Genomic DNA, 22,472 nt, shown 5'->3' with positions numbered 1-22,472 from the left:
CAGGAAATTAATCTGGTTTTTTTAATACCTGAAATTGCCCCTTCAACAGAAAAGTTTTTCCCTCAGTGCGAGGGTCTTCCACCTCGACTTGAAAACTACCCCTGACGTTTTCATCTTCCTGCGCTGGCTCCAGTTTGATTTCGCCTGATACACCTTCAAAGATATTGAGTTCTGCATCCTTGAAGCTGAAATCAACGTCGTGACGGGTTTTCAAAATATAATTGCCCAAAGCTAAATTGGCAGGCATCAAGATATTGATTTCTCGAGCGGTCTGGCTTTTGCTGGCTCTTGTCTTCAACCCGAGACGGTGAATGGCTGTCACATGAATGGCCTCGACTTTTTCAGGGCCTACTTTCTCTTGTGCTATCAGGCGAGATGTCGCAACAAAATCCTCAATATCTGACGCTGGATATGCTGAAGCATTGAAAAAATTTCCAGGTGCAAAACTCGCACGTTTGATCGCCACGTTCATGGATTCGCTCTCCGTTACAATAAGTAAGGTATCCAAAGGTCGTATGCCCTAATCCTGGATGATCAATGTAAGCGTGATTATAGGGCGGCTGTAAACTGTCAGAGTTGACAGTTTACAAAAGGCGGAACTTGTGAGGCTAATCAATGGTAGGTCAAGGCCAAGGTATAAGAACTCGTTAGAATACTTGTAACAAAAGCCACTGGCAGTCCTCTGGCCCAGTCAACCAAACAACCCCGCCGCAATATTGATCGAAAACCCCAGAATCGCCGTATTGAATACAAACCCGATCAACGACTGCGCCAGCACGATCTTGCGGATCTCCCGCGTGGCCACGCCGACATCCGCCGTCTGCACAGCGACGCCGATGGTGAACGAGAAGTACAGAAAGTCCCAGTAATTGGGCGTCGTCAGGCCTTCGGCAAAGCGCAGCGCCGGCTCCTTGCCGTCCCAGGTGTAAAACAGCCGGGCGTAGTGGACGCTGAAGATCACCCCGATCAGCAACCATGAGCCGATCACCGTCAACGCGGTAAAGCCGTAGTGCAGCAGCTTGTGGGAAGTTTGCAGGTCCTTGCTGCCGACCAGTTCCAGGGTGATGGCCGCCAGACTGGCCAGCGCCGCGATACACACCACGAACAACACCAGTCCGGCGTTTTCGTCCTCGACTTCGGCGATGCGTTTGACATCCGGTGCTTTTGCGCGTGCTGTCAGCCAGAACATAAGGAGCAGATAGGTCCAGACCCCGGCGTTCCAGCCAATGAGGGTTTTGCTGATGACGGAGTCGGCAGGGACCAGCAGGCCGACGGCAAGACCGAACAATGCGGCGGCGGAAAGACGAGGGTGGGTGCGGGCAAGGAAGCGCATGGGGACTCAATGGGCCAGGGTGGTTCAGACACCTTAGCCCAGCGCGGCGACCTCTGGCCACCGCGCCGGGAGCGCTCTATCAATCAGGCTTTGTGAACCTGCGCACAAGTTTGATCACGACTACGAAGAACACCGGCACAAAGATCACCGCCAATGTGGCGGTAATCATCCCGCCAATCACCCCGGTACCAATCGCCTGCTGACTCGCCGAACTCGCGCCCGTGGCAATCGCCAGCGGCACCACACCCAGAATGAATGCCAGCGAGGTCATGACAATCGGACGCAACCGCAAGCGCGCGGCTTGCAGCGTTGCGTCGATCAGATCGTGACCTTCGTCATACAGGCTCTTGGCAAACTCGATGATCAGGATCGCGTTTTTCGCCGACAGGCCGATGATGGTGATCAGGCCAACCTTGAAGAACACATCGTTGGGCATCCCGCGCAAGGTCACCGCCAGCACCGCGCCGAGTACACCGAGCGGCACAACGAGCAACACCGATGTCGGAATCGACCAGCTCTCGTACAGCGCCGCCAGACACAGGAACACGATCAGCAGCGAAAGCCCGAGCAGAATCGGCGCCTGACTGCCGGACAAACGTTCCTGCAACGACAGACCGGTCCATTCCTGACCCAGACCTTTCGGCCCTTGTGCCACCAGTCGTTCGATCTCCGCCATGGCTTCGCCGGTGCTGTGGCCGGGTTTTGGTTCGCCGGAAATCGAGATCGCCGGGTAGCCGTTGTAGCGGGTCAACTGTGCCGGGCCCTGGGTCCATGTGGCCCGGACAAACGCAGACAGCGGCACCATTTTCCCGGCGTCGTTGCGCACGTGCATTTTCAGCAGGTCATCGACCTGACTGCGGCGATCGCCTTCAGCCTGCACGACCACCCGTTGCATGCGCCCCTGATTGGGGAAGTCGTTGATGTACGAAGAGCCGATGGCGGTGGACAGCGCATTGCCGACGTCGGCGAACGAAACCCCCAGCGCATTGGCCTGTTTGCGGTCCACTTCCAGCTGCACTTGGGGGGCTTCGGCCAGCGCGCTTTCACGCACGTTCATCAGGATCGGGCTTTTCTCGGCGGCGGCGAGCAACTGGGTGCGCGCTTCCATCAAGGTCGCATGACCCAGGCCCCCGCGATCCTGCAAGCGGAACTCGAAGCCGCTGGAGGTGCCGAGACCATCCACCGGCGGCGGCAGCACGGCGAAGGCCACGGCATCCTTGATCTGGCTGAGGGCGATGTTGGCGCGGTCGGCAATCGAACTTGCCGAGTCGTCGCTGCCACGCTGCGACCAGTCCTTGAGCGTGGTAAACGCCAACGCAGCATTCTGGCCGCTGCCGGAGAAACTGAACCCGAGAATCACGGTGCTGTCGCCCACGCCCGGTTCGCTGGCGTTGTGCGCTTCGATCTGCTCGACCACCTGCACCGTGCGGTTCTTGCTCGCACCGGGTGGCAGTTGAATATCGGTGATGGTGTAACCCTGATCCTCGACCGGCAGGAACGAGGAGGGCAGGCGCGCGAAGCACAGCCCCAGCCCCACCAGCAACACGCCGTAGATCAGCAAATAACGACCGGTGCGTTTCAGTGCGTAGCCGACCCAGCCCTGATAGCGATCGGTCAACTGCTCGAAACGGCGGTTGAACCAGCCGAAGAAACCGGTTTTCTCGTGGTGTTCGCCTTTGGCGATCGGCTTGAGCAGCGTTGCGCACAACGCCGGGGTCAAGGTCAGGGCGAGGAATGCCGAGAACAGGATCGAGGTGGCCATCGACAGCGAGAACTGGCGATAGATGACGCCCACCGAGCCCTGCATGAACGCCATCGGAATGAACACCGCGACAAGCACCAGGGTAATGCCGATGATCGCGCCGGTGATCTGGGTCATCGCCTTGCGTGTCGCCTCCTTGGGTGACAAGCCTTCGGTGGCCATGATCCGCTCGACGTTCTCCACCACCACGATGGCGTCGTCCACCAGAATGCCGATGGCCAGCACCATGCCGAACATGGTCAGCACGTTGATCGAGAAGCCCAGCGCCAGCATCGTCGCAAAAGTACCCATCAATGCCACCGGCACCACCAGCGTCGGAATCAGGGTGTAGCGGATGTTCTGCAGGAACAGGAACATCACCGCAAATACCAGCAGCATCGCTTCGCCAAGGGTGTAGACCACTTTGGTGATCGAGACCTTCACGAATGGCGACGTATCGTAAGGAATCTTGTATTCCACGCCCGCCGGGAAGTAGCGCGACAGCTCATCCATCTTCGCCCGGATCAAGGTCGCGGTGCTGAGGGCGTTGGCGCCCGGCGACAGTTGCACACCGACGGCAGTGGACGGCTTGCCGTTAAGACGGGTGCCGAACTGGTATTCCTGGCTGCCGATCTCGACCCGCGCCACATCCTTGATGCGCACGGTGGAGCCGTCCGGGTTGGCCTTGAGCACGATGTCGGCGAACTCTTCCGGCGTCGAAAGCTGACCCTTGACCAGAATCGTCGCGGTGATTTCCTGAGTGCTCGGGTTCGGCAGATCGCCGATGCTGCCGGCCGAGACCTGGGCGTTCTGCGCGACGATGGCGGCGTTGACGTCGGCCGGCGTCAGGTTGAAACCGATCAGCTTCTGCGGATCGACCCAGATCCGCATCGCCCGCTCGGCGCCGTACAACTGGGCCTTGCCGACGCCGTCGATGCGCTTGATTTCATTCATCACGTTGCGCGCCAGGTAATCGCTGAGCGCCACGTCGTCGAGCTTTCCGTCGCTGGAGGTCAGAGTGATCAGCAACAGGAAACCTGCGGAGACTTTCTCCACTTGCAAGCCTTGCTGATTGACCGCTTGCGGCAGGCGCGACTCGACTACCTTCAGGCGATTCTGCACATCAACCTGCGCCAGCTCCGGGTTGGTGCCCGGCTGAAACGTCGCCTTGATCGTGGCGCTACCCAGGCTGCTCTGGGATTCGAAATACAACAGGTGATCGGCACCGTTGAGCTCTTCCTCGATCAGACTGACCACGCTTTCGTCGACGGTCTGCGCCGAGGCGCCCGGGTACACGGCATAGATTTCGATCTGCGGCGGCGCGACGTCGGGGTATTGCGCCACCGGCAATTGCGGGATGGCCAGCGCACCGGCCAACAGGATGAACAGCGCGACGACCCAGGCGAACACCGGGCGGTCGATAAAAAACTGCGGCATAGAAGAGCGTCCTGCTTACTGACCAGAGGTCTGGGCAAGTGGAAGAGGGGTGTCGTCGATCTGCACCACTTCGCCCGGACGGGCGTGTTGCAGGCCTTCGATGACAATGCGGTCGCCGGCCTTGAGGCCGCCGGTGACGATCCAGCGGTCGTTCTGTACCGCGCCGAGCTGAATCGGCTGCTGGGCGACGCGCATCTGGTCGTCGACCGTCAGGACCTGCGCCACACCGGCGCTGTCACGTTGTACCGCGCGTTGTGGCACGGTCAGGCCGTGCTGGATCACGCCTTGCTCCAGACGCACGCGAACGTAGCTACCCGGCAACAGATCGAGATCCGGATTGGGGAACTCGCTGCGCAGGATGATCTGACCGGTGCCCGGATCGACGGTAATGTCACTGAACAGCAATTTGCCCGGCAGCGGATAGAGGCTGCCGTCGTCCTGGATCAGCGTGGCCTTGACCTGATCCTGGCCGACCTGCTGCAACTGGCCGGAACGGAATGCCCGGCGCAACTCGTTGAGTTCGCGGGTCGACTGGGTCAGGTCGGCGTGGATCGGGTTCAGCTGCTGGATCAGCGCCATGGGCGTGGTTTCGTTCTGGCCGACCAGCGCACCTTCGGTGACCAAGGCACGGCCGACGCGCCCGGAAATCGGCGCGGTGACGGTGGCGTAACCGAGGTTCAGCTTCGCGCGCTCGACGGCTGCCTTGTTGGCGGCAACGTCAGCGGCGGTCTGCCGGGCGTTGGCGCGGGCGTTGTCGTAATCCTGAGCGCTGATGGCCTTGTCGTCGATCAACTGGGCGTAGCGCTGCTCCTGCAGTTTCGCCTGGAACGCGTTGGCCTCGGCCTTGCGCAGGGCGGCTTCGGCGCTATCGAGGTCAGCCTTGAACGGTGCCGGATCGATGCGAAACAGCACGTCGCCCTTTTTCACGTCGCTGCCTTCGCGGTAGGTGCGTTGCAGCACGACCCCGGCCACCCGGGCGCGGACTTCGGCGATGCGCGGCGCGGCAATCCGCCCGCTCAGTTCGCTGCTGATCGACAGGGGGAGCGCCTCAAGGGTTCCGATCCGCACGGTGGCCGGCGGCGCCTGTTCCTCGGCGTTGGAGGATTTATCACAGGCACTCAGCGTCAGCGCCAATGCGATCAGGCCGAGCCCGGCCAGCAGATTCTTCGACATGTACAACCCCCAATATTGATCTGCGCATCCTACGGACAGTCGCCGAGGGTAGCGGTGAAGCTTTGTAGGTGCTGTGTGAAATTGTGTAAGGGTTTTGCTCGGGGACGAGTGAGGGCGTATATCCTTTACGCCTTGGATTATTTCGTGACTGTTAAGCCGCTTTCGCGAGCAAGCTCGCTCCCACAGGTTTTGTGAACGACACAAATTCAATGTGGGAGCGAGCTTGCTCGCGAAGAGGCCCTGACAAACACCCCTGCAATATCTGGATCATCAATGCCCAACATCCTCCTGGTCGAAGACGACACCGCCCTCGCCGAACTGATTTCGAGCTACCTGGAGCGCAACGGCTATTCCGTCAGCGTGATCGGCCGTGGCGACCATGTGCGCGAACGGGCGCGGCTCAATCCGCCGGATCTGGTGATTCTCGACCTGATGCTGCCGGGCCTCGACGGTTTGCAGGTCTGTCGCCTGCTGCGCGCCGATTCGGCAACGCTGCCGATTTTGATGCTCACCGCCCGCGACGATAGCCACGATCAGGTGCTGGGCCTGGAAATGGGCGCCGACGATTACGTGACCAAACCCTGCGAACCACGGGTTTTGCTGGCGCGAGTTCGCACCTTGTTGCGGCGCAGCAGCCTCGGTGAGCCGATGACCGCCAACGACCGGATTCTGATGGGCAACCTGTGCATCGACCTGTCGGAGCGCACGGTGACCTGGCGCGAACAGCCGGTCGAGCTGTCCAGCGGCGAATACAACCTGCTGGTGGTGCTGGCCCGTCATGCCGGGGAAGTGCTGAGCCGCGATCAGATCCTGCAACGCCTGCGCGGCATCGAATTCAACGGCACCGACCGTTCGGTGGATGTGGCGATCTCCAAACTGCGGCGCAAGTTCGACGACCACGCCGGCGAGGCGCGCAAGATCAAGACCGTGTGGGGCAAGGGGTATCTGTTCAGCCGTTCCGAGTGGGAATGCTGATTCGATGTTCAGAATCCTGTTTCGCCTCTATCTGGTGACGATCGTCTCCTACAGTGCGGCGATCTATCTGGTGCCGGATCTGGTAGTGATGGCGTTCAAGCAGCGATTCGTCACTTACAACCTCGACTATTCCCGAGGCCTGCAATCGCTGATCACCAAGCAGTTTCGCGCGGTGCCGCAGGATCAGTGGCCGGCGCTCGCGGCGTCGATGGACAAGGATTTCCAGCCGCTGCACATCGTGCTTGCCCGTATCGATGACGCTGGCTTCACCGCCATCGAGAAAGAACGGCTGCGGCGCGGAGAGAACATGGTGCGGGTCGGCGACTGGGGCTGGCGCACGCTGGCGGTCACGCCGCTGAACGACGAAATGGCGGTGCAGATGGTGGTGCCGCCGGACCCGATGGACGTGAACCTGTTGTACTGGAGCATCAACGTGCTGATCGGCGCGAGTCTGCTGGCGTGCCTGTTGCTCTGGTTTCGTCCGCACTGGCGTGATCTGGAGCGCCTCAAGGGCACGGCAGAACGCTTCGGCAAGGGTCATTTGAGCGAGCGCACGCAAATCGGCCCGAGTTCCAATATCGGCAGTCTGGCCCACGTGTTCGACACCATGGCCGGTGATATCGAAAACCTGCTCAATCAGCAACGGGATCTGCTCAACGCCGTGTCCCACGAGCTGCGCACGCCGCTGACCCGCCTGGACTTCGGCCTGGCGCTGGCGCTGTCCGACGACTTGCCGCAAGCCAGCCGCGAGCGCCTGCAAGGGTTGGTCGCGCATATTCGTGAACTCGATGAATTGGTGCTGGAGTTGCTGTCCTACAGTCGACTGCAGAATCCGGCGAAGTTGCCGGAGCAGGTCGAAGTGTCGCTGGACGAGTTCATCGACAGCATTCTGGGCAGCGTCGATGAAGAACTGGAATCCCCGGAAATCGTCATCGATGTGCTTCTGCACAATCAGCTGGAACGCTTTTCCCTCGACCCGCGCCTGACTGCGCGCGCGATTCAGAACTTGTTGCGCAACGCCATGCGCTACTGCGAAAAACGCATTCAGATCGGTGTGCAGGTCTGTCCGAAGGGCTGTGAGATCTGGGTGGATGATGACGGGATCGGCATTCCGGAAGATGAGCGGGAGCGGATTTTCGAGCCGTTCTATCGACTGGACCGCAGCCGCGATCGGGCGACCGGCGGGTTTGGCCTGGGGCTTGCGATCAGCCGGCGGGCGCTGGAAGCGCAGGGCGGGACGTTGACGGTGGAGGGTTCGCCGTTGGGTGGGGCGCGGTTCAGGCTCTGGCTGCCAACCCCGACTTGATGATCGTTCCCACGCTGAGCGCTCAGCGTGGGAGTCAGCATCATCAGAGCAGTTCAGTCGACTTGATCAATCCAACCCCGGCCACCTGCATCCGTTCGATCGCCGACGCCAGCGAGCCATTCAAATCAATCGCCCGGCACGCATCCAGCACCACAAAAGCATTGAACCCCGCCGCCCGTGCATCCAGTGCGGAGAACATCACGCAGAAATCCAGCGCCAGACCGACCATGTACACCGTGTCGATACCGCGTTCCTTCAGATAACCGGCCAGGCCCGTGGTCGTGACGCGATCCGCTTCCAGAAACGCCGAATAACTGTCGATGTCCGGGTTGCAGCCCTTGCGGATGATCAATTGCGCGTGGGGCAGATCGAGGCCCGTGTGAAACTCGGCACCGCGTGAACCCTGAATGCAGTGATCCGGCCATAGCGTCTGCTCGCCATACGGTAGTTGAATCACCTCATAAGGCTGGCGGCCGGGATGGCTGGAGGCAAACGAGGCATGCCCGGCAGGGTGCCAGTCCTGTGCGATGACCACTTGCCTGAACTGCCCGGCGAGCCGGTTGATCAACGGAACAATCAAATCACCTTCCGGCACGGCCAACTGGCCGCCGGGAATGAAGTCGTTCTGCACGTCGATGACCAGCAGGGCTGTACGTGGCGAAATCGGCATAAATCCATCCTTCTGGGAAAATCACCCGAGCAGCATAGTGACAAAATTCTTTAAACGTTCAGCCGGGTCTTAAACATTTTCGCCATGTCTTCCAGCTCGGAAGCCGGGTGATGGCCGATCAGCATCCAGGCGTGTTCACGCTCGGTCCAGTACGCCACGTTCATTCCGTGCCGGCGCTCATGGGCCAGCGGCTGGCTGCCGCTGTTGGTTCGGGTGACGCACAGCGCCAGCGGGCCATGTTTGGCATCGAGCCAGGTCATCTGCGCAATCGGCACACCGTCATATTCAAGCAATTGCGCACGTTTGAACTGCGCACCGGGCAGTTTCAGTTTCGCCGGCGACAGACTCACGCCGAGCCGCGCATCGACGGTTCGCAACTGCGCCAATTGCGAGGCCTCGTCGGTAGGTAAATGCTCAAAGGTCTGTGGCACATACAGCGCCATGTAATCGCCCACCCGTTCGCGCCAATTGTGCGATTGCTGCGTTTGCCAGGCCAGGAACAAGCGGTCCGCCGCGACACCTGCGAGCGCCACGCCCGCTGCCGCTGCGCCGATGAACCAGCGTCGGCTGAAACCCGGCTTCTGCGGTGACGGCGCGGCATCGAGCCGGGCCTGCAAGCGATCAAGCGGCGCCTGATGCGCCAGTTCGTCGTAGGCAGCCTTGAACGGCAGGTTGCTGCGACTCAGCCATTGCACCCGCAAACTCAGCAGCGGATCGTCGGCGATGAGGTTGTCCAGTTGGCTGCGCTGTTCGCGATCCAGTTCATCGTCCAGATACGCCACCAGTTGCTCGTCGGAAGGCGTATTCATTGCCGGTCTCCTGCGGGGGTGTTCGGGACCGCTTGCAGCGGCGGGTATTCGGCCAGTTTCAGGCGCGCGGTGGCCAGGCGGCTCATGACCGTGCCGATCGGCACTTGCAGGATTTCGGCGACTTCGCGGTAGGACAGGCCCTCGACGTAAGCGAGATACACCGTTTCACGTTGGGTTTCCGGCAGCGCATCGACCCGGCGGATCACCTGCGCGGCCATGACGTGGGTTTGCGCGGCGTATTCACCATCGAACGTCAGCTGGCTGTCGGCGTCCGCCACGCCCTGGCCCTGGCGCACCCGGCGGGCGCGCACTTCGTTGAGCCAGATCGAATGCAGAATGCTCAGCAGCCAGCGGTCCATGCGCGTGCCGGCCACATACTGCCCCGAACGCTCCAGCGCCCGCACGCAGGTGGCTTGCACCAGATCCTCGGCCACGTGCCGATTGCGCGACAGCAGCAAGCCGTAACGCCACAGACGCGCCAGATGTTGCCCGAGTTCGGCTCTGAAGGCCTGATCGCTGAAAATGTTCGCCTCCGCGTGTCGTGTCAGGTTTTCGATGAATCATTGATGGCTTCGGCCAGGTCCCGGTATTCCTCGCAGGTCGTGCCGCAGATCTTCTGGATGTGCTGCAACTGTTCCTGCGCCAGATCGACACGGCCCTTGATGACGTAAGCCTCGCCCAGGTATTCGCGGACCTGCGCGTACTGCGGATCGAGTTTCACCGATTGCAGGTAATAACCGATGCCTTCGTCAGTGCGCCCCAGTTTGCGCGTGGCGTAACCACGATAGTTGAGGGCCTTGGCGGTGTTCGGTTGTTCCAGCGTATCGAGCAGCGCCAGGGCTTCTTCATAACGGCCGGCCTTGGCCAGACGGTAGGCGTAGTCGGTCCGGTCGGCGTCGGGCACCAGCTGGCTGGTCTGCATCACGCACTTCTGGGTCTTGGTGTCGAACACCTGGCCTTTCGGGCAGTTGGGTTTCTGCACCGGCTCGTCTTCATCGCCGTGGGCCAGGGCCAAAGGGCTGGACAACATCGCGGCCACCAGCAACGGGGCGGCGAACATAACGGAACGGATAGTCATGGGCAAGGCTCCACAAGGGGTCATGTTTCCCTATGAACACCACAGGGTGAAAATTTATTCATTGCTTTGTCAGGCTTTGTTAAAGGAAAGCCCTTTTTCCGGCGCTATGCTCGTCAGCATTCGTTGTCGATCTGCAGTTCTACCATGGGAGTTTGGCCATGAAAGATCAGGTTCACCACTCGGCCGCCAGCGGCTACAAAACCGCTGCCGACACCTACGTCAAAGGCCGGCCCGACTATCCGCCGGCCGTCAGCGAATGGCTGACAGGCACACTGGGCCTCGATGGCCACAAGACCGTTATCGACCTCGGCGCCGGCACCGGCAAGTTCACCGGACGGCTGGTGGCGACCGGCGCCCAGGTGATTGCCGTGGAGCCGGTGGCGCAGATGCTGGAAAAACTGTCGCTGGCCTGGCCGCAGGTGCTGGCCGTCAGCGGTACGGCAACGGATCTGCCGTTGCCCGACGCCTCGGTGGATGCCGTGGTCTGCGCGCAGGCCTTTCACTGGTTTGCCAGTCGCGAGGCGCTGGATGAAATCGCTCGGGTCCTCAAACCGGGCGGCAAGCTGGGCCTGATCTGGAACCTGCGCGACACCCGGATCGACTGGGTGCCCAAGCTGGACGCCATCGTCAATGCGCTGGAAGGCGATACACCGCGCTTCTATACCGGCGAATGGCGCAAGGCTTTTCCCCATCCGGCGTTCGGGCCATTGCAGGCCCAGCACTTTCAGCATGGCCACACCGGCTCGCCGGAAGATGTGATTTTCAACCGGGTACGCTCCACCAGTTTCATTGCCGCGCTGAGCGATCAGCAGCGCGCGAAGATCGACGAGCAGATTGCTCAACTGATTGCCGGCGAGCCACAGCTGCGGGGCAGGGAGGTGGTGACGGTGCCTTACGAGACCGCCGCCTTCGTCGCGGTCAAGAACGGCTAGAGTCCCGCATTTGGCCGAACCGCCTTGCTGATGCCTTGTTATAGTTCGGGCCTCATTTCAGCCCGGTAAAGGATTTCTGCCATGACTCAATACACCGCCTTCAGCGTCGAACTGGCCGACAACATCGCCCATGTGCAGATCAATCGTCCGGAAAAGATCAATTCTATGAACGCCGCGTTCTGGAGCGAAATCGTCGAGGTGTTCCAGTGGATCGACGACACCGACGAAGTGCGGGTGGTGGTGCTTAGCGGTGCCGGCAAACACTTTTCCTCGGGCATTGACCTGATGATGCTGGCCGGTGTGGCCAATGAACTGGGCAAGGACGTCGGCCGCAACGCGCGTCTGCTGCGCAAGAAGATCCTGACCCTGCAAGCGTCCTTCAATGCGGTCGACAATTGCCGTAAACCGGTACTCGCAGCGATACAGGGTTATTGCCTGGGCGGCGCCATCGACCTGATCGCCGCCTGCGACATGCGCTACGCCGCCGAAGACGCGCAATTCTCGATCAAGGAAATCGACATCGGCATGGCGGCTGACGTCGGCACCCTGCAACGGTTGCCACGGATCATCGGTGACGGCATGCTGCGTGAACTGGCTTACACCGGTCGCACCTTTGGCGCCGAAGAAGCGCGCAGCATCGGCCTGGTCAATCGCGTCTACAGCGACAAGGACGGCTTGATCGAAGGCGTGATGGACATTGCCCGGGACATCGCCGGCAAGTCGCCGATCGCGGTCACCGGCACCAAGGAAATGATCAGCTACATGCGCGACCATCGCATCGACGACGGTCTCGAGTACGTTGCCACCTGGAACGCCGCCATGCTGCAATCCAACGATTTGCGCGTGGCCATGGCCGCCCATATGAGCAAACAGAAACCCGAATTTCTGGATTGAGAAACCATGACATCTCGCTGGACCACTGCAGTACTGGACACCGATCAACCCGGCGGCTGGGCCGTGGCGCGCAGCCCCGAGGGTTTCCTGTTCGATGACAACGGCGCGCTGTTCCCCCGGGAATGGCTCAAGCGCCAGGACTTGTCGATCCTCGCCGAGCACGGTATCGGTCATCTCGATGGCGAACCGGTGTATCTGCTGGAACTGCATAGCACCAGCGAGGTGCCGGGCTGCAGCTGGAAAGGCCTTCGGGCGTTCATGCTCGACGGCGATCACACGATCTACAAAGTGCTGGGCTACGCCGCGCAGATTGGCACTTGGGCGCGCGAACACCGGTTCTGCGGCAACTGCGGTCAGGCCATGACCCAGGTGCCACGGGAGCGGGCGATGTATTGCCAGCCCTGCGATCTGCGCAGTTATCCGCGGATTTCGCCGAGCATGATCGTGCTGGTGACCCGTGGCGATGAAGTGCTGCTGGCGCGCTCACCGCGTTTCGTCACCGGGGTCTACAGCACGCTGGCCGGGTTTGCCGAACCGGGTGAGTCGGCCGAGGATTGTCTGATCCGCGAAGTGCGCGAGGAAGTGCAGATCGAGGTGAAGAACATCCAGTACATGGGTAGCCAGTGCTGGCCATTCCCACACTCGATGATGCTCGGCTTCCATGCCGAATACGCCGGTGGCGAGATTGTCTGCCAGGAAGACGAGATCGAAGACGCCCAGTGGTTCAACGTGCACGATCTGCCGCCGTTGCCGGCGTCCAAATCGATTGCCCGATACCTGATCGACGTCTATGTGGCGCGGCGCTTAGGCCACGCTGAACCAGTGCTGCCAGGCTAGGCGCACGGTCAACCCCAGCACCACGGTGATGAACACCGGACGAATGAACTTGGCGCCGCCGCTGATCGCGGTGCGCGCCCCGAAGAATGCGCCAACCATCACCGACAGGCCCATGCTCAGGCCGATGATCCAGTCCACCTGCCCGGAAAACACGAACACCGACAGCGCCGCAATGTTGCTGACGAAGTTCATGCTGCGCGCCACCCCGCTGGCCTTGACCAGATCGATCGGGTACAGCAGCAGACTGCTGACCGTCCAGAACGCGCCAGTGCCGGGGCCGGCCACGCCGTCGTAGAAACCGAGGCTGAAGCCCTGGGTCGATTGCCACTTCTTCTTGATTGGTGCGTCGCTGTCCAGCGGCGCTTTCGGCGTGCCGCCAAACAACAGGTACAGGCCACAGGCGAAGACGATCACCGGCAGCATCTTGTTCAACCATTCGGCGGGCAGGTAATGGGCGACGATGGCGCCGGTCAGCGCACCGACCAGCGTGCCGACGATGGCGTGCATCCACTGCTTGGGGTGGAACAGCTTGCGTCGGTAGAAGGTGAAACTGGCGGTGGCCGAACCGAAGGTCGAACTCAACTTGTTGGTGCCGAGCACCAGGTGCGGCGGCAGGCCGGCGGTGAGCAGCGCAGGCGTGGTCAACAGACCGCCACCGCCGGCGATGGCGTCGATGAATCCGGCAATGAAAGCGACAAGGGCCAGAACGGCCAGGGTGGTGAGGTCAACGCTGAGTTCGAAAGGCATGGAATCGGCTTATTCGGCAGGGCGCAGAACTGGGCTGCGGGGAGGGCAGTCATGTTACTCATTTCCAGGTGTTGCGGCGACCCATATGGCCTCATCGCTGGCCAGTCCTTTCCCCGACTGTTCAACTGTTGCCCACCAAACAGGCACCCAACAAATCACCCTCCCACGATGCATGCCGATTGCCTGTATCCCCAATAAAACCGGGTCTCCCGCCGCTGGCACGCTTGCTGCTCTAGCTCACTCATCTTCATCAACTGTCCCGAGGACACGCCAATGAGTCAGCAAGCCGTTAAATTTGCCTACTGGGTGCCGAACGTCAGCGGTGGGCTGGTGGTCAGCAAGATCGAGCAGCGCACCGACTGGGGCATCGACTACAACCGCAAGCTGGCGCAACTGGCCGAGGCGGCGGGTTTCGAATACGCCCTGACGCAAATCCGCTTCACCGCCGGTTACGGCGCCGAGTTCCAGCATGAATCGGTTGCCTTCAGCCATGCGCTGCTCGCGGCCACCAGCAAACTCAAGGTCATCGCCGCGATCTTGCCCGGCCCGTGGCAACCGGCACTGGCGGCCAAACAATTGGCGACCATCGATCAACTCACCAACGGCCGGATTGCGGTGAATATCGTCAGCGGCTGGTTCAAGGGCGAATTCCAGGCCATTGGCGAGCATTGGCTGGAGCACGACGAGCGCTATCGTCGTTCGGAGGAGTTCATCCGTTCATTGCGAGGGATCTGGAGTCAGGACAACTTCACCTTCCGTGGCGATTTCTATCGCTTCGACAACTACAGCCTCAAACCGAAACCGCTGGGTCGCCCGGAAATCTTTCAGGGTGGCAGCTCCCGGGCCGCACGTGACATGGCGGCACGGGTGTCGGATTGGTATTTCACTAACGGCAACAGCGTCGAGGGCATCAAGGCGCAGGTCGACGACATTCGCGCCAAAGCGGCGGCAAACCATCATTCAGTAAAAATCGGGGTGAATGCTTTTGTGATCGCCCGAGATACCGAAGAAGAAGCCAAAGCGGTGCTGGCGCAGATCATCGATCAGGCTGACCCGGAAGCGGTGAATGCCTTCGGCGATGCGGCTAAACAGGCGGGCAGGGCGTCGCCGGAAGGTGAAGGTAATTGGGCCAAATCGACCTTTGAAGATCTGGTGCAGTACAACGACGGTTTCAAAACCAATCTGATCGGTACGCCACAGCAGATTGCCGAGCGGATCGTCGCGTTGAAAGCGGTGGGGGTGGACCTGGTATTGGCGGGGTTCCTGCATTTTCAGGAGGAGGTGGAGTATTTCGGTCAACGGGTGTTGCCGCTGGTGCGGGAGCTGGAGGCCAAAGCGCAATCGGCTCAGGCCGCCGAAGTAGCCTGAACACCAAAAAAACTGTGGGAGCTGGTTTGCCAGCGATAGCGGTCTGTCAGTCAACTCAGGTGTTGAATGTTCAATTGCTATCGCCAGCAAGCCAGCTCCCACAGCGATCAGGTCGATTTCAAGTTACAGACCCAGTTCCGACAACCCCGGATGATCATCCGGGCGCCGGCCCAGCGGCCAGTGGAACTTGCGTTCGCTTTCCTTGATCGGCATGTCGTTGATGCAGGCATAACGCTGGAACATCAGGCCGTGCTCGTCGAACTCCCAGTTTTCGTTGCCGTAGGAGCGGAACCAGTTGCCCGAGTCGTCGTGCCATTCATAGGCGTAGCGCACGGCGATGCGAGTGTCGGAGTAGGCCCAGAGTTCCTTGATCAGGCGGTAGTCCAGTTCCTTGGCCCATTTGCGGGTCAGGAAACCCTTGGCTTCTTCGCGGTTGTTGGCGAATTCGGCGCGGTTACGCCATTTGGTGTCCAGGGTGTAGGCCAGCGACACGCGCTCCGGGTCGCGGGAGTTCCAGCCATCCTCGGCAAGACGAACTTTTTCAATGGCCGATTCACGGTTGAACGGTGGCAATGGCGGACGAACTTCGGCTGCAGTAGACATGTTTGTCTCCCGATCTATTAACAGTTAAACAACGTGTCAGGCTTATTAAGGCGTTACAGGTCCAATAACTTTCGCGCCATGCATTGCGCATTATCGGCGGCACTGTGATCACCCATCACAAGCGCTATGGTAATGGCGCCGTCAATCAGGATCAGCAGCTGTTTGGCCAGCAGTTGCGGGTCCTCGGCACCATGTTCGGTACACAGCTCGCACAGGTAGTCGAGCAGTTTCTGTTTGTGGTCTTTGGCGACCTTGCGAACCGGATCCTCGGGATCACCGGTTTCGCCACTGGTATTGATGAAGGCACAGCCCCGAAAGCCTTCCGAGGCGAACCAGCCCTTGAGCACGGTAAACAGGTTGAGCAGGCGATCGGCCGGGGTTTCGGCCTGATCGACGGCGCTTCTGTACCAGTGCATCCAGCGCACGTCGCGGCGTTGCAGGGCGGCGACGGTCAACTCCTCTTTGTTGGCGAAGTAGCGGTAGATACTCTTTCTGGAAACACCGGCGGTTTTCACCAGAAGATCCATGCCGGTGGCAGCAATGCCACTTTTGTAGATCAACTTTTCGGTGACATCCAGAATGATGTCTCGGGTCGTGTCGTTGCGTGTGATGTCGTTCATGTGGTGAACAGTAGAACGATCGTTCTCCTTGGTCAAGCGAATATTTTGTTCATCTTGAATTTAGTGATCGCCAGCAGGCGGGTTCCCACAGGAAAATGCATTTCAGCCGAGGGAACCTGGCGGCTGGTGATGAAGTCATTACAGACACTCACAAGACCCGAAGGAGTTGATGGTGTAAGCTCTCGGGTTCTTCGGATTCGACCCATTGCGAGCCCTATGCCGTTGCTTTTCAAACGCTCTCTGCTGCCCAAACTGTGCAGCTTTCCGCTGACCGCCGAGGCCGTGACGATCCTGCCCGGTGCCGCCGATTTCCGCCGTTGCCTGCTGGAAAAAATCGCCCAGGCGACCCAGCGCATCTATCTCGTCGCGCTTTATCTGCAGAACGATGAAGCCGGCCAGGAAATTCTCGATGCCTTGCACGCCGCCAAACTCAAGCGTCCCGAGCTTGAAATCGCGGTGGTCGTCGACTGGCTGCGGGCTCAGCGCGGCTTGATCGGGGCCGGCAAACAGCCGGGCAACTCGGCGTGGTATCAGGAAATGACCCGCACCCACCAGAGCGTGGTGCCGGTCTACGGCGTGCCGGTGCAAACCCGCGAGCTGTTCGGCGTGCTGCACCTCAAAGGCTTCGTGATCGACGATTGCGTGGTCTACAGCGGCGCCAGCCTGAACAACGTCTACCTGCACAAGTTCGACAAGTACCGTTTCGACCGTTATCACGTGTTGCAGAGCCGCGAACTGGCGGATTCGATGCACCATCTGGTCAAGCACGGCCTGATCGAATCGAAAGCGGTGCATCGCCTCGACCTGCCGAACCTGCCGACCACCCGCAGCCTGCGCAACGACATCGGCGATCTGCGCAGCCGCCTCAAATACGCGGCGTACGACACCAGTGCCGGCAGCACGGCGCATACCGGCCTGTCGGTCAGTCCGTTGCTCGGCGTGGGCAAGAACAACCCGCTGAACCGGGTGATTCTGGAGCTGATCGCCAGTGCCCAAAAGCAACTGACCATCTGCACGCCGTACTTCAACCTGCCGCTGGGCGTGATCCGCGAGATCAACCGGGCGCTGGCGCGCGGCGTGAAGATTGACATCGTGGTCGGTGACAAGACCGCCAACGACTTCTACATCCCGCCGAGCGAGCCGTTCAAGGTGATCGCCGCGCTGCCGTATCTGTACGAGATCAGCCTGCGCCGTTTCGCCAAGCGACATCAGCGCAACATCGACAGCGGCCAGTTGAACCTGCATTTGTGGCGTGAAGGCGACAACAGCTATCACCTTAAGGGCATGTGGATCGACCAGCGCTACACGCTGCTGACCGGCAACAACCTCAATCCGCGGGCGTTCCGTCTCGATCTGGAAAACGCCTTGCTGATCGATGACCCGAAAGGCGAGTGGCTGGAGCCGCGTCGTCTGGAGCTGGAAAACATCTTCGAACACACCACGCGGATCGCACGTTTCCAGGATCTGGAAGCCTTGCCGGACTATCCGGCGGGTGTGGCGAAATTTCTCAAGCGTGTGAGCCGGGTGCGGGTCGAGCGGTTGCTCTATCGCATTCTCTAAGGTCTGAGATCCTTAGCGCAGCCTAAGGCGCCATCGCGGGCAAGCCCGCTCTCACAAGAACTGTGCCGGATCACGACTCCGTGAACGGCACAAAACCTGTGGGAGCGGCGGTGCGACGTTTCGACTTGCCCGCGATGAGGCACTACAGAGCGGTATAGAACTCAGTTCAGGCCCAATTTTCCACGCAATGTGGAAAGGTCTTCCGCCAGGGTATTGACCGGGCCGACCAGCGCCTTGCGGTCGTTGTCCTTCACCTTGTCGTAAGTCTCGAAACCACCGTCCCTGGTCTTGTACTTGGCCAGGATCTTGTCCACGGTGGCGAAGTTCTTGTCGACTTTGGCGACGAAGGCCTTGTCCTGTTTCTCGATCTGCGGACGGAACAGGTCGACGATTTTCTTCGCGCCGTCGATGTTGCCCTGGAAGTCGTACAGGTCGGTGTGGCTGTAACGGTCTTCTTCACCGGAGATCTTGGTCGCGGCGACTTCTTCGAGCAGCGCAGCGGCGCCGCCGACGACTTTTTCCGGCGGGAAGGTCAGGCCGGCGACGCGGGTCTGCAGGTCTTTCACGTCCTTGTTCAGGCCATCGGCCAGGGCGTCGAGATCCTTGGTGCTTTTTTCCGAGAACAGCGAGTATTCGATGCGGTGGAAACCGGTGAAGTCTTCGGCTTTCACGCCTTGCTCGTGGTCGTCGACGCGGGAGTCGATGGACGCGTCGAGGTCACTGAACAGCTCGGCGATCGGCTCGATCGACTCGTAATAAACGCGGGTTGGCGCGTAGAGTTTTTGCGCGGTGGCCAGGTCGCCTTTTTTCACCGCGTCGGTGAACTGTTGGGTGTGGCTGGCCAGTTCATCCAGTTGTTCGGTGACGTAAATCTTGTAGTCCGACACCGGCCCCACCAGATCCAGTGGTGCGGTTGCGGCGAACGCCGACAGCGGGGTGTTGAGCAAACCTAAGGTCAGCAATAACGCGAGTGGCGTTTTTTTCATGGGGGCGGCTCCTGTTGAATGCTATGCAGTTGTTTTTGGTTGAGTAGCGTCAAGCAGCGAACGACCGATGAAATCCTTGTCGCCCGTGACACCCGGCAGGGTGAAGAAGTAACCGCCGCCGACCGGCTTGAGGTATTCCTCCAGCGGTTCGCCGTTGAGGCGGGTCTGCACGGTGATGAAGCCTTTTTCCAGGTCGGCCTGGTAACAGATGAACAGCAGGCCCATGTCGAGCTGGCCGTTCTTGTTCACCCCGTTGGAGTAGTTGAACGGCCGGCGCAGGATCAGGTTGGCCTGGCTCGCGGCGGTGCGTGGGTTGGCCAGGCGAATGTGCGCGTCGAGCTTGGTCAGCTTGCCTTCCGGGTCCTTGCTGTAATCCGGGACTTCGGTCTCATGGCTGGCACCCATCGGCGCGCCGGTGGTTTTCACCCGGCCGATGATGCTTTCCTGTTCCTGCAACGGCGTGCGGTCCCAGCGTTCGACGAAGTTGCGGATGATCCGCACTGCCTGATAACTACCGTGGGCCGCCCAGGCCGGTTCGTCGCTGCCCGGTTGCACCCAGACGATGCGATCCATGGCCTTGCCGTCGTTGGAATCCGGGTTGGCCGAGCCGTCGCGAAAACCCAGGAAATTACGCGCCGATTGCGCCGGCACACCGGGCTTGGCCGGTGCTTGCGGCGGCACGCTGCCTTCCTGCTTCCAACGCACCAGCAGCAGGTCCGGCAGGTTCTTCACGATGTCGCGCAGGGCGTGGATGTTGGTGTCGGCGGTGTTGGAGCAGAACTGCAGGCTCAGGTCGCCGTGGCAGCAATCGGCTTCCAGCGCATCGTTGGGGAAGCCGACCATGCGCACCAGGCGCTTGGGTTTGGCGGACGCGAGGTCGAAGCGCTCGTCGAACAGTGACTCGCCGACGGACACGGTAATGGTCAGGTTGTCCGGGGTGACCACCGGGCCGAGGATGCCGGAATCCGGCGGCGGCAGCTTCGGATCGATCTGCGCCACCGGGCCGCCCTTCATCAGGAACGCGATGCGCTCGTTGAGGGTGCGGAACAAACGCTCCAGGTCTTCACGGTCGCTGGCCAGCACATCGAACGACACCAGCATGCCGGCCGCCGGACGCGGGGTGACGATGCCGCTCTGATGCACGCCGTGAAAGTCGTGATGATCCTGGGTCTTGTCGCTGCTCGGCGCTTCGGTGACTTGCGCAGGGGCGGCGGCCATCGCCGGGCAGCTCAGAGCGGTGCCGGCCAGTGCGACGCCGGCGGCGCCCATACCCATCAGTACGCGGCGACGTTGCAGGTTGAAGTGTTCGGAATCGTTCATCGGTAGTCGTCTTCTGCTTACAGGCCGGAGAGGCCGAGGGCGGGATCAATGGCGTCGAGGGCGTCGGCCAGGGCCTTGGCCTTGTCGGCGATCTGCTTGCGTTGCTCACCGTTGACGGTGTCGTAACTGGCGTAGCCATCCTTGACCTTGAAGCTGTTCAGCGAGGTATCAAAATCAGCCAGCGCACCGTCGATTTTCGGCAGCAGGTCGGCGGCGGATTTGCTCAGTAGCGGGCGCAGCAGTTCGACGACTTTGCGCGCGGTTTGCTGATTGGCCGCGAAGCCGTTGAGATCGCTGTGGCTGTAGCGCTCCTCTTCGCCGCTGGCGGCGCGCACGTCGGCGAGGGTGTTGAGGTTGCGCACGACGATTTCCACCAGTTGCTCCGGTGGCAGCGACTGGGCCAGCAGCTGTTGTTTCAGCGTGGTGACGTTGTCGAGCAAGCCTTGGGCAATCGGTGTCAGGCCGTCGAGTTTGCGTTGCTGGAACAGCGCGTATTCGAGGCGGTGGAAGCCGACGAAGGCCGGATCCTGCTCGCGTTTTTCGAAGTAATCGGCGCGGGCGTTGATGCTGTTGTCCAGGTCCGCCAGGCGTTGTGCGGCCGGGGCCAGACGCTGGTACGCGGCACGGGCCGGCAAGTACAAAGCCTGGGCCTGGGCCAGATCGCCGCTGTCGATGGCTTGATTGAGCGCCGTCACGGCTTTGATCAGCGCGCTGCCCTGACTGGCCAGATAGACGCGGAACTCCGACAGCGGCCCGACGAAGGCAACCATCGACGGCTTGGCCTTGGCGGCGGCATCCGAGGCGGCGGTCGGTGTCACGTGCAGGGTGCCGCGCGGGTTGCTCAGCAGGCCGCAGGTGATGGCGTAGTCGCCGGGTTGCAGGTTGGCGTTGATCACCTGGCTCAGGCCCGGCGCGATGTTCTCGCGCTCTTCGATCACCAGCACGCCGTCGAGGATTTCCCATTCCACCGCCCGGTCGGAGCGATTGACGATGCGGAAACTGGCGCGACCGGCCGGCACCGTCAGGGCGTTCGGTTCGCAGCTGTGCGGATGAATGTTGACCACCACTTCGTCACGGTTGTGCTGACGTTTGGCGGCGGCCAGTTTCGAGGCGTAGTAGAACAGGCCACCGGCGGCGATCATCACGACCACCGAACCGGCCACCGCCCAGCGCAAGGCGCGGGGAGGCGAGGCCTGAGGAATATTAGGCTTTGACATGAAGGCCCTTATTGGCTGGAAACGGAAGACGATTGGGCAGCAGGCTTGGGCGCTGGCATGAAGAACATGACCAGTGCCACCAGCAGATAAATCAGGTACGCGCCGAGGGTGCTGACGGTCGGTGCATCCTGATAACCGAACATGCCGGCCAGCACCGAGCCTAGCGGGCCGTCCATCGGCAGCGTCGCGCTGAAGTCGAAGAGCACGGTTTGCAGGTGGTTCCACACCCCGGCTTCATGCAGGGCCTGCACCGAGTTGGCGAGAATCCCGGCGGCGACCACGAGGATGAACAGCCCGGTCCAGCGGAAGAACGCCGACAGGTTCAAACGCATGCTGCCGCTGTAGATCAGGAAGCCGACGATCACCGCCAGGATCAGGCCGAGCAGGGCGCCGATCGGCGCGGCCGGGCCTTCGCTCTGCTGGAACACGGCGAGCAGGAAGAACACGGTTTCCAGACCTTCCCGGGCCACGGCGAAAAACACCATGGCAATCAGCGCGATGACCTGATGCTTCGACGCGGTCAACGCATGATCGAGGGAGGCTTGCAGTGAATGCTTGATCGAACGCGCCACCTTGCGCATCCAGAACACCATCGAGCTGAGAATGCCCACGGCCACCAGCCCGACCACGCCTTCGAACAATTCCTGCTGCTTTTGCGGGAATTCGGCGCTGACCAGCTCCAGGCCACCGCCCACCAGCAACGCCAGCGCAGCGGCGAGAAACACCCCGATCCACACCGCCGGCATCCACTGGCCACGGCCGGTCTGTTGCAGGTAGCTGGCGATGATGCCAACGATCAGCGCGGCTTCGATGCCTTCGCGCAACATGATCAAAAAGGGAACGAGCATTCGACGATCACTGTGTAA

22 protein-coding genes are annotated in these 22,472 nt (G+C 60.9%); 7 read left to right on the top strand and 15 right to left on the bottom strand.

All coding sequences use genetic code 11. From position 1 onward, the window contains the following. Positions 1-7 precede the first annotated feature (7 nt). The 4 genes from QLG12_RS05020 to QLG12_RS05005 form a co-directional block, all read right to left on the bottom strand. A complete protein-coding gene (locus QLG12_RS05020) occupies positions 8-472 on the bottom strand; it encodes a hypothetical protein (RefSeq protein WP_197867836.1) in 465 nt (154 codons plus the stop codon). 219 nt (positions 473-691) lie between these two features. Continuing rightward, positions 692-1,333, bottom strand: coding sequence for a DUF1345 domain-containing protein (locus QLG12_RS05015; RefSeq protein ID WP_282474044.1), 642 nt, complete (start codon positions 1,331-1,333; stop codon positions 692-694). A 79-nt stretch (positions 1,334-1,412) separates the two neighbouring features. Continuing rightward, positions 1,413-4,511: an efflux RND transporter permease subunit gene (locus QLG12_RS05010; protein ID WP_236192820.1), complete on the bottom strand. Its 3,099-nt coding sequence runs from the start codon at positions 4,509-4,511 to the stop codon at positions 1,413-1,415. Positions 4,512-4,526: 15 nt separating this feature from the next. Further along, the gene (locus tag QLG12_RS05005) at positions 4,527-5,684 is read right to left on the bottom strand and encodes an efflux RND transporter periplasmic adaptor subunit (RefSeq protein ID WP_282474043.1); all 1,158 of its coding nucleotides are present in this window, start codon (positions 5,682-5,684) and stop codon (positions 4,527-4,529) included. Positions 5,685-5,957: 273 nt separating this feature from the next. On the opposite strand from QLG12_RS05005, the gene QLG12_RS05000 reads away from it, so the two are divergent. Both QLG12_RS05000 and QLG12_RS04995 read left to right on the top strand, forming a co-directional pair. Further along, complete coding sequence (locus QLG12_RS05000) at positions 5,958-6,659, top strand: response regulator transcription factor (RefSeq protein WP_007960391.1); 702 nt, start codon at positions 5,958-5,960, stop codon at positions 6,657-6,659. Between the two features lie 4 nt (positions 6,660-6,663). Beyond that, positions 6,664-7,965, top strand: coding sequence for an ATP-binding protein (locus QLG12_RS04995; RefSeq protein WP_197867832.1), 1,302 nt, complete (start codon positions 6,664-6,666; stop codon positions 7,963-7,965). Positions 7,966-8,008: 43 nt separating this feature from the next. Here the strand turns inward: QLG12_RS04995 and pncA are convergent, their stop codons facing one another. The 4 genes from pncA to QLG12_RS04975 form a co-directional block, all read right to left on the bottom strand. Then, entirely contained in the window at positions 8,009-8,635 is a 627-nt protein-coding gene (gene pncA, locus QLG12_RS04990) for a bifunctional nicotinamidase/pyrazinamidase (protein ID WP_197867831.1), read from the bottom strand. A gap of 50 nt (positions 8,636-8,685) precedes the next feature. Beyond that, positions 8,686-9,444 (bottom strand): twin-arginine translocation signal domain-containing protein, encoded by a 759-nt coding sequence (locus QLG12_RS04985; RefSeq protein WP_236192822.1) that lies wholly within the window; start codon positions 9,442-9,444, stop codon positions 8,686-8,688. Then, positions 9,441-9,899, bottom strand: a complete 459-nt coding sequence (locus tag QLG12_RS04980) for a sigma-70 family RNA polymerase sigma factor (RefSeq protein ID WP_282474087.1) — start codon at positions 9,897-9,899, stop codon at positions 9,441-9,443. The genes QLG12_RS04985 and QLG12_RS04980 overlap by 4 nt, the downstream gene beginning before the upstream one ends. An 89-nt stretch (positions 9,900-9,988) precedes the next feature. Then, on the bottom strand, positions 9,989-10,522 hold the full coding sequence (locus tag QLG12_RS04975; protein ID WP_197867829.1) for a tetratricopeptide repeat protein: 534 nt from the start codon (positions 10,520-10,522) through the stop codon (positions 9,989-9,991). A 158-nt stretch (positions 10,523-10,680) separates the two neighbouring features. Here QLG12_RS04975 and QLG12_RS04970 point away from each other — a divergent pair, with 158 nt between their 5' ends. The 3 genes from QLG12_RS04970 to nudC all read left to right on the top strand — a co-directional run bounded on the left by QLG12_RS04970 (position 10,681) and on the right by nudC (position 13,185). After that, positions 10,681-11,454 (top strand): class I SAM-dependent methyltransferase, encoded by a 774-nt coding sequence (locus QLG12_RS04970; protein WP_197867828.1) that lies wholly within the window; start codon positions 10,681-10,683, stop codon positions 11,452-11,454. An 81-nt stretch (positions 11,455-11,535) separates the two neighbouring features. Continuing rightward, positions 11,536-12,348, top strand: coding sequence for a crotonase/enoyl-CoA hydratase family protein (locus QLG12_RS04965; protein ID WP_011334292.1), 813 nt, complete (start codon positions 11,536-11,538; stop codon positions 12,346-12,348). Between the two features lie 6 nt (positions 12,349-12,354). Then, positions 12,355-13,185 carry an NAD(+) diphosphatase gene (gene nudC, locus QLG12_RS04960; protein ID WP_282474042.1) on the top strand — a complete coding sequence of 277 codons (831 nt, stop codon included), beginning with the start codon at positions 12,355-12,357 and terminating at the stop codon, positions 13,183-13,185. Here nudC and QLG12_RS04955 read toward each other — a convergent pair. Further along, entirely contained in the window at positions 13,153-13,932 is a 780-nt protein-coding gene (locus tag QLG12_RS04955; protein ID WP_011334290.1) for a TSUP family transporter, read from the bottom strand. The genes nudC and QLG12_RS04955 overlap by 33 nt on opposite strands. A gap of 273 nt (positions 13,933-14,205) precedes the next feature. On the opposite strand from QLG12_RS04955, the gene sfnG reads away from it, so the two are divergent. Beyond that, positions 14,206-15,300 carry a dimethylsulfone monooxygenase SfnG gene (gene sfnG / locus QLG12_RS04950; protein ID WP_282474041.1) on the top strand — a complete coding sequence of 365 codons (1,095 nt, stop codon included), beginning with the start codon at positions 14,206-14,208 and terminating at the stop codon, positions 15,298-15,300. A 123-nt stretch (positions 15,301-15,423) separates the two neighbouring features. Here the strand turns inward: sfnG and QLG12_RS04945 are convergent, their stop codons facing one another. Next, on the bottom strand, positions 15,424-15,903 hold the full coding sequence (locus QLG12_RS04945) for a nuclear transport factor 2 family protein (protein ID WP_007951263.1): 480 nt from the start codon (positions 15,901-15,903) through the stop codon (positions 15,424-15,426). 53 nt (positions 15,904-15,956) lie between these two features. Continuing rightward, positions 15,957-16,523 (bottom strand): TetR/AcrR family transcriptional regulator, encoded by a 567-nt coding sequence (locus tag QLG12_RS04940; RefSeq protein WP_197867825.1) that lies wholly within the window; start codon positions 16,521-16,523, stop codon positions 15,957-15,959. A 216-nt stretch (positions 16,524-16,739) separates the two neighbouring features. Between QLG12_RS04940 and pssA the strand changes: the two genes are divergently transcribed. After that, on the top strand, positions 16,740-18,083 hold the full coding sequence (gene pssA / locus QLG12_RS04935; protein WP_282474040.1) for a CDP-diacylglycerol--serine O-phosphatidyltransferase: 1,344 nt from the start codon (positions 16,740-16,742) through the stop codon (positions 18,081-18,083). Between the two features lie 161 nt (positions 18,084-18,244). On the opposite strand, the gene efeO (QLG12_RS04930) is transcribed toward pssA, so the two are convergent. From efeO (QLG12_RS04930) to efeU, 4 genes are read right to left on the bottom strand one after another with little or no spacing between them, the layout of a single operon-like run. Continuing rightward, entirely contained in the window at positions 18,245-19,069 is an 825-nt protein-coding gene (efeO, locus tag QLG12_RS04930; protein WP_039768660.1) for an iron uptake system protein EfeO, read from the bottom strand. A gap of 21 nt (positions 19,070-19,090) precedes the next feature. After that, positions 19,091-20,389, bottom strand: a complete 1,299-nt coding sequence (gene efeB / locus QLG12_RS04925) for an iron uptake transporter deferrochelatase/peroxidase subunit (protein WP_236192826.1) — start codon at positions 20,387-20,389, stop codon at positions 19,091-19,093. A gap of 17 nt (positions 20,390-20,406) precedes the next feature. Continuing rightward, positions 20,407-21,606, bottom strand: a complete 1,200-nt coding sequence (gene efeO, locus QLG12_RS04920) for an iron uptake system protein EfeO (RefSeq protein WP_282474039.1) — start codon at positions 21,604-21,606, stop codon at positions 20,407-20,409. Between the two features lie 8 nt (positions 21,607-21,614). Continuing rightward, entirely contained in the window at positions 21,615-22,454 is an 840-nt protein-coding gene (gene efeU, locus QLG12_RS04915) for an iron uptake transporter permease EfeU (protein ID WP_064381482.1), read from the bottom strand. Positions 22,455-22,472 lie beyond the last annotated feature (18 nt).

The organism is Pseudomonas sp. V88_4, from assembly GCF_029967985.1.
In the GTDB taxonomy this organism is placed as follows: domain Bacteria; phylum Pseudomonadota; class Gammaproteobacteria; order Pseudomonadales; family Pseudomonadaceae; genus Aquipseudomonas; species Aquipseudomonas glycinae.
This window is presented reverse-complemented; position numbering and strand designations above follow the sequence as displayed.

What these genes read in the sequence shown, in the direction of transcription:
- QLG12_RS05020 (WP_197867836.1), bottom strand. Translation starts at nt 472, where the DNA reads ATGAACGTGGCGATCAAACGTGCGAGTTTTGCACCTGGAAATTTTTTC.
- QLG12_RS05015 (WP_282474044.1), bottom strand. Translation starts at nt 1,333, where the DNA reads ATGCGCTTCCTTGCCCGCACCCACCCTCGTCTTTCCGCCGCCGCATTG.
- QLG12_RS05010 (WP_236192820.1), bottom strand. Translation starts at nt 4,511, where the DNA reads ATGCCGCAGTTTTTTATCGACCGCCCGGTGTTCGCCTGGGTCGTCGCG.
- QLG12_RS05005 (WP_282474043.1), bottom strand. Translation starts at nt 5,684, where the DNA reads ATGTCGAAGAATCTGCTGGCCGGGCTCGGCCTGATCGCATTGGCGCTG.
- QLG12_RS05000 (WP_007960391.1), top strand. Translation starts at nt 5,958, where the DNA reads ATGCCCAACATCCTCCTGGTCGAAGACGACACCGCCCTCGCCGAACTG.
- QLG12_RS04995 (WP_197867832.1), top strand. Translation starts at nt 6,664, where the DNA reads ATGTTCAGAATCCTGTTTCGCCTCTATCTGGTGACGATCGTCTCCTAC.
- pncA (WP_197867831.1), bottom strand. Translation starts at nt 8,635, where the DNA reads ATGCCGATTTCGCCACGTACAGCCCTGCTGGTCATCGACGTGCAGAAC.
- QLG12_RS04985 (WP_236192822.1), bottom strand. Translation starts at nt 9,444, where the DNA reads ATGAATACGCCTTCCGACGAGCAACTGGTGGCGTATCTGGACGATGAA.
- QLG12_RS04975 (WP_197867829.1), bottom strand. Translation starts at nt 10,522, where the DNA reads ATGACTATCCGTTCCGTTATGTTCGCCGCCCCGTTGCTGGTGGCCGCG.
- QLG12_RS04970 (WP_197867828.1), top strand. Translation starts at nt 10,681, where the DNA reads ATGAAAGATCAGGTTCACCACTCGGCCGCCAGCGGCTACAAAACCGCT.
- QLG12_RS04965 (WP_011334292.1), top strand. Translation starts at nt 11,536, where the DNA reads ATGACTCAATACACCGCCTTCAGCGTCGAACTGGCCGACAACATCGCC.
- nudC (WP_282474042.1), top strand. Translation starts at nt 12,355, where the DNA reads ATGACATCTCGCTGGACCACTGCAGTACTGGACACCGATCAACCCGGC.
- QLG12_RS04955 (WP_011334290.1), bottom strand. Translation starts at nt 13,932, where the DNA reads ATGCCTTTCGAACTCAGCGTTGACCTCACCACCCTGGCCGTTCTGGCC.
- sfnG (WP_282474041.1), top strand. Translation starts at nt 14,206, where the DNA reads ATGAGTCAGCAAGCCGTTAAATTTGCCTACTGGGTGCCGAACGTCAGC.
- QLG12_RS04945 (WP_007951263.1), bottom strand. Translation starts at nt 15,903, where the DNA reads ATGTCTACTGCAGCCGAAGTTCGTCCGCCATTGCCACCGTTCAACCGT.
- QLG12_RS04940 (WP_197867825.1), bottom strand. Translation starts at nt 16,523, where the DNA reads ATGAACGACATCACACGCAACGACACGACCCGAGACATCATTCTGGAT.
- pssA (WP_282474040.1), top strand. Translation starts at nt 16,740, where the DNA reads ATGCCGTTGCTTTTCAAACGCTCTCTGCTGCCCAAACTGTGCAGCTTT.
- efeO (WP_039768660.1), bottom strand. Translation starts at nt 19,069, where the DNA reads ATGAAAAAAACGCCACTCGCGTTATTGCTGACCTTAGGTTTGCTCAAC.
- efeB (WP_236192826.1), bottom strand. Translation starts at nt 20,389, where the DNA reads ATGAACGATTCCGAACACTTCAACCTGCAACGTCGCCGCGTACTGATG.
- efeO (WP_282474039.1), bottom strand. Translation starts at nt 21,606, where the DNA reads ATGTCAAAGCCTAATATTCCTCAGGCCTCGCCTCCCCGCGCCTTGCGC.
- efeU (WP_064381482.1), bottom strand. Translation starts at nt 22,454, where the DNA reads ATGCTCGTTCCCTTTTTGATCATGTTGCGCGAAGGCATCGAAGCCGCG.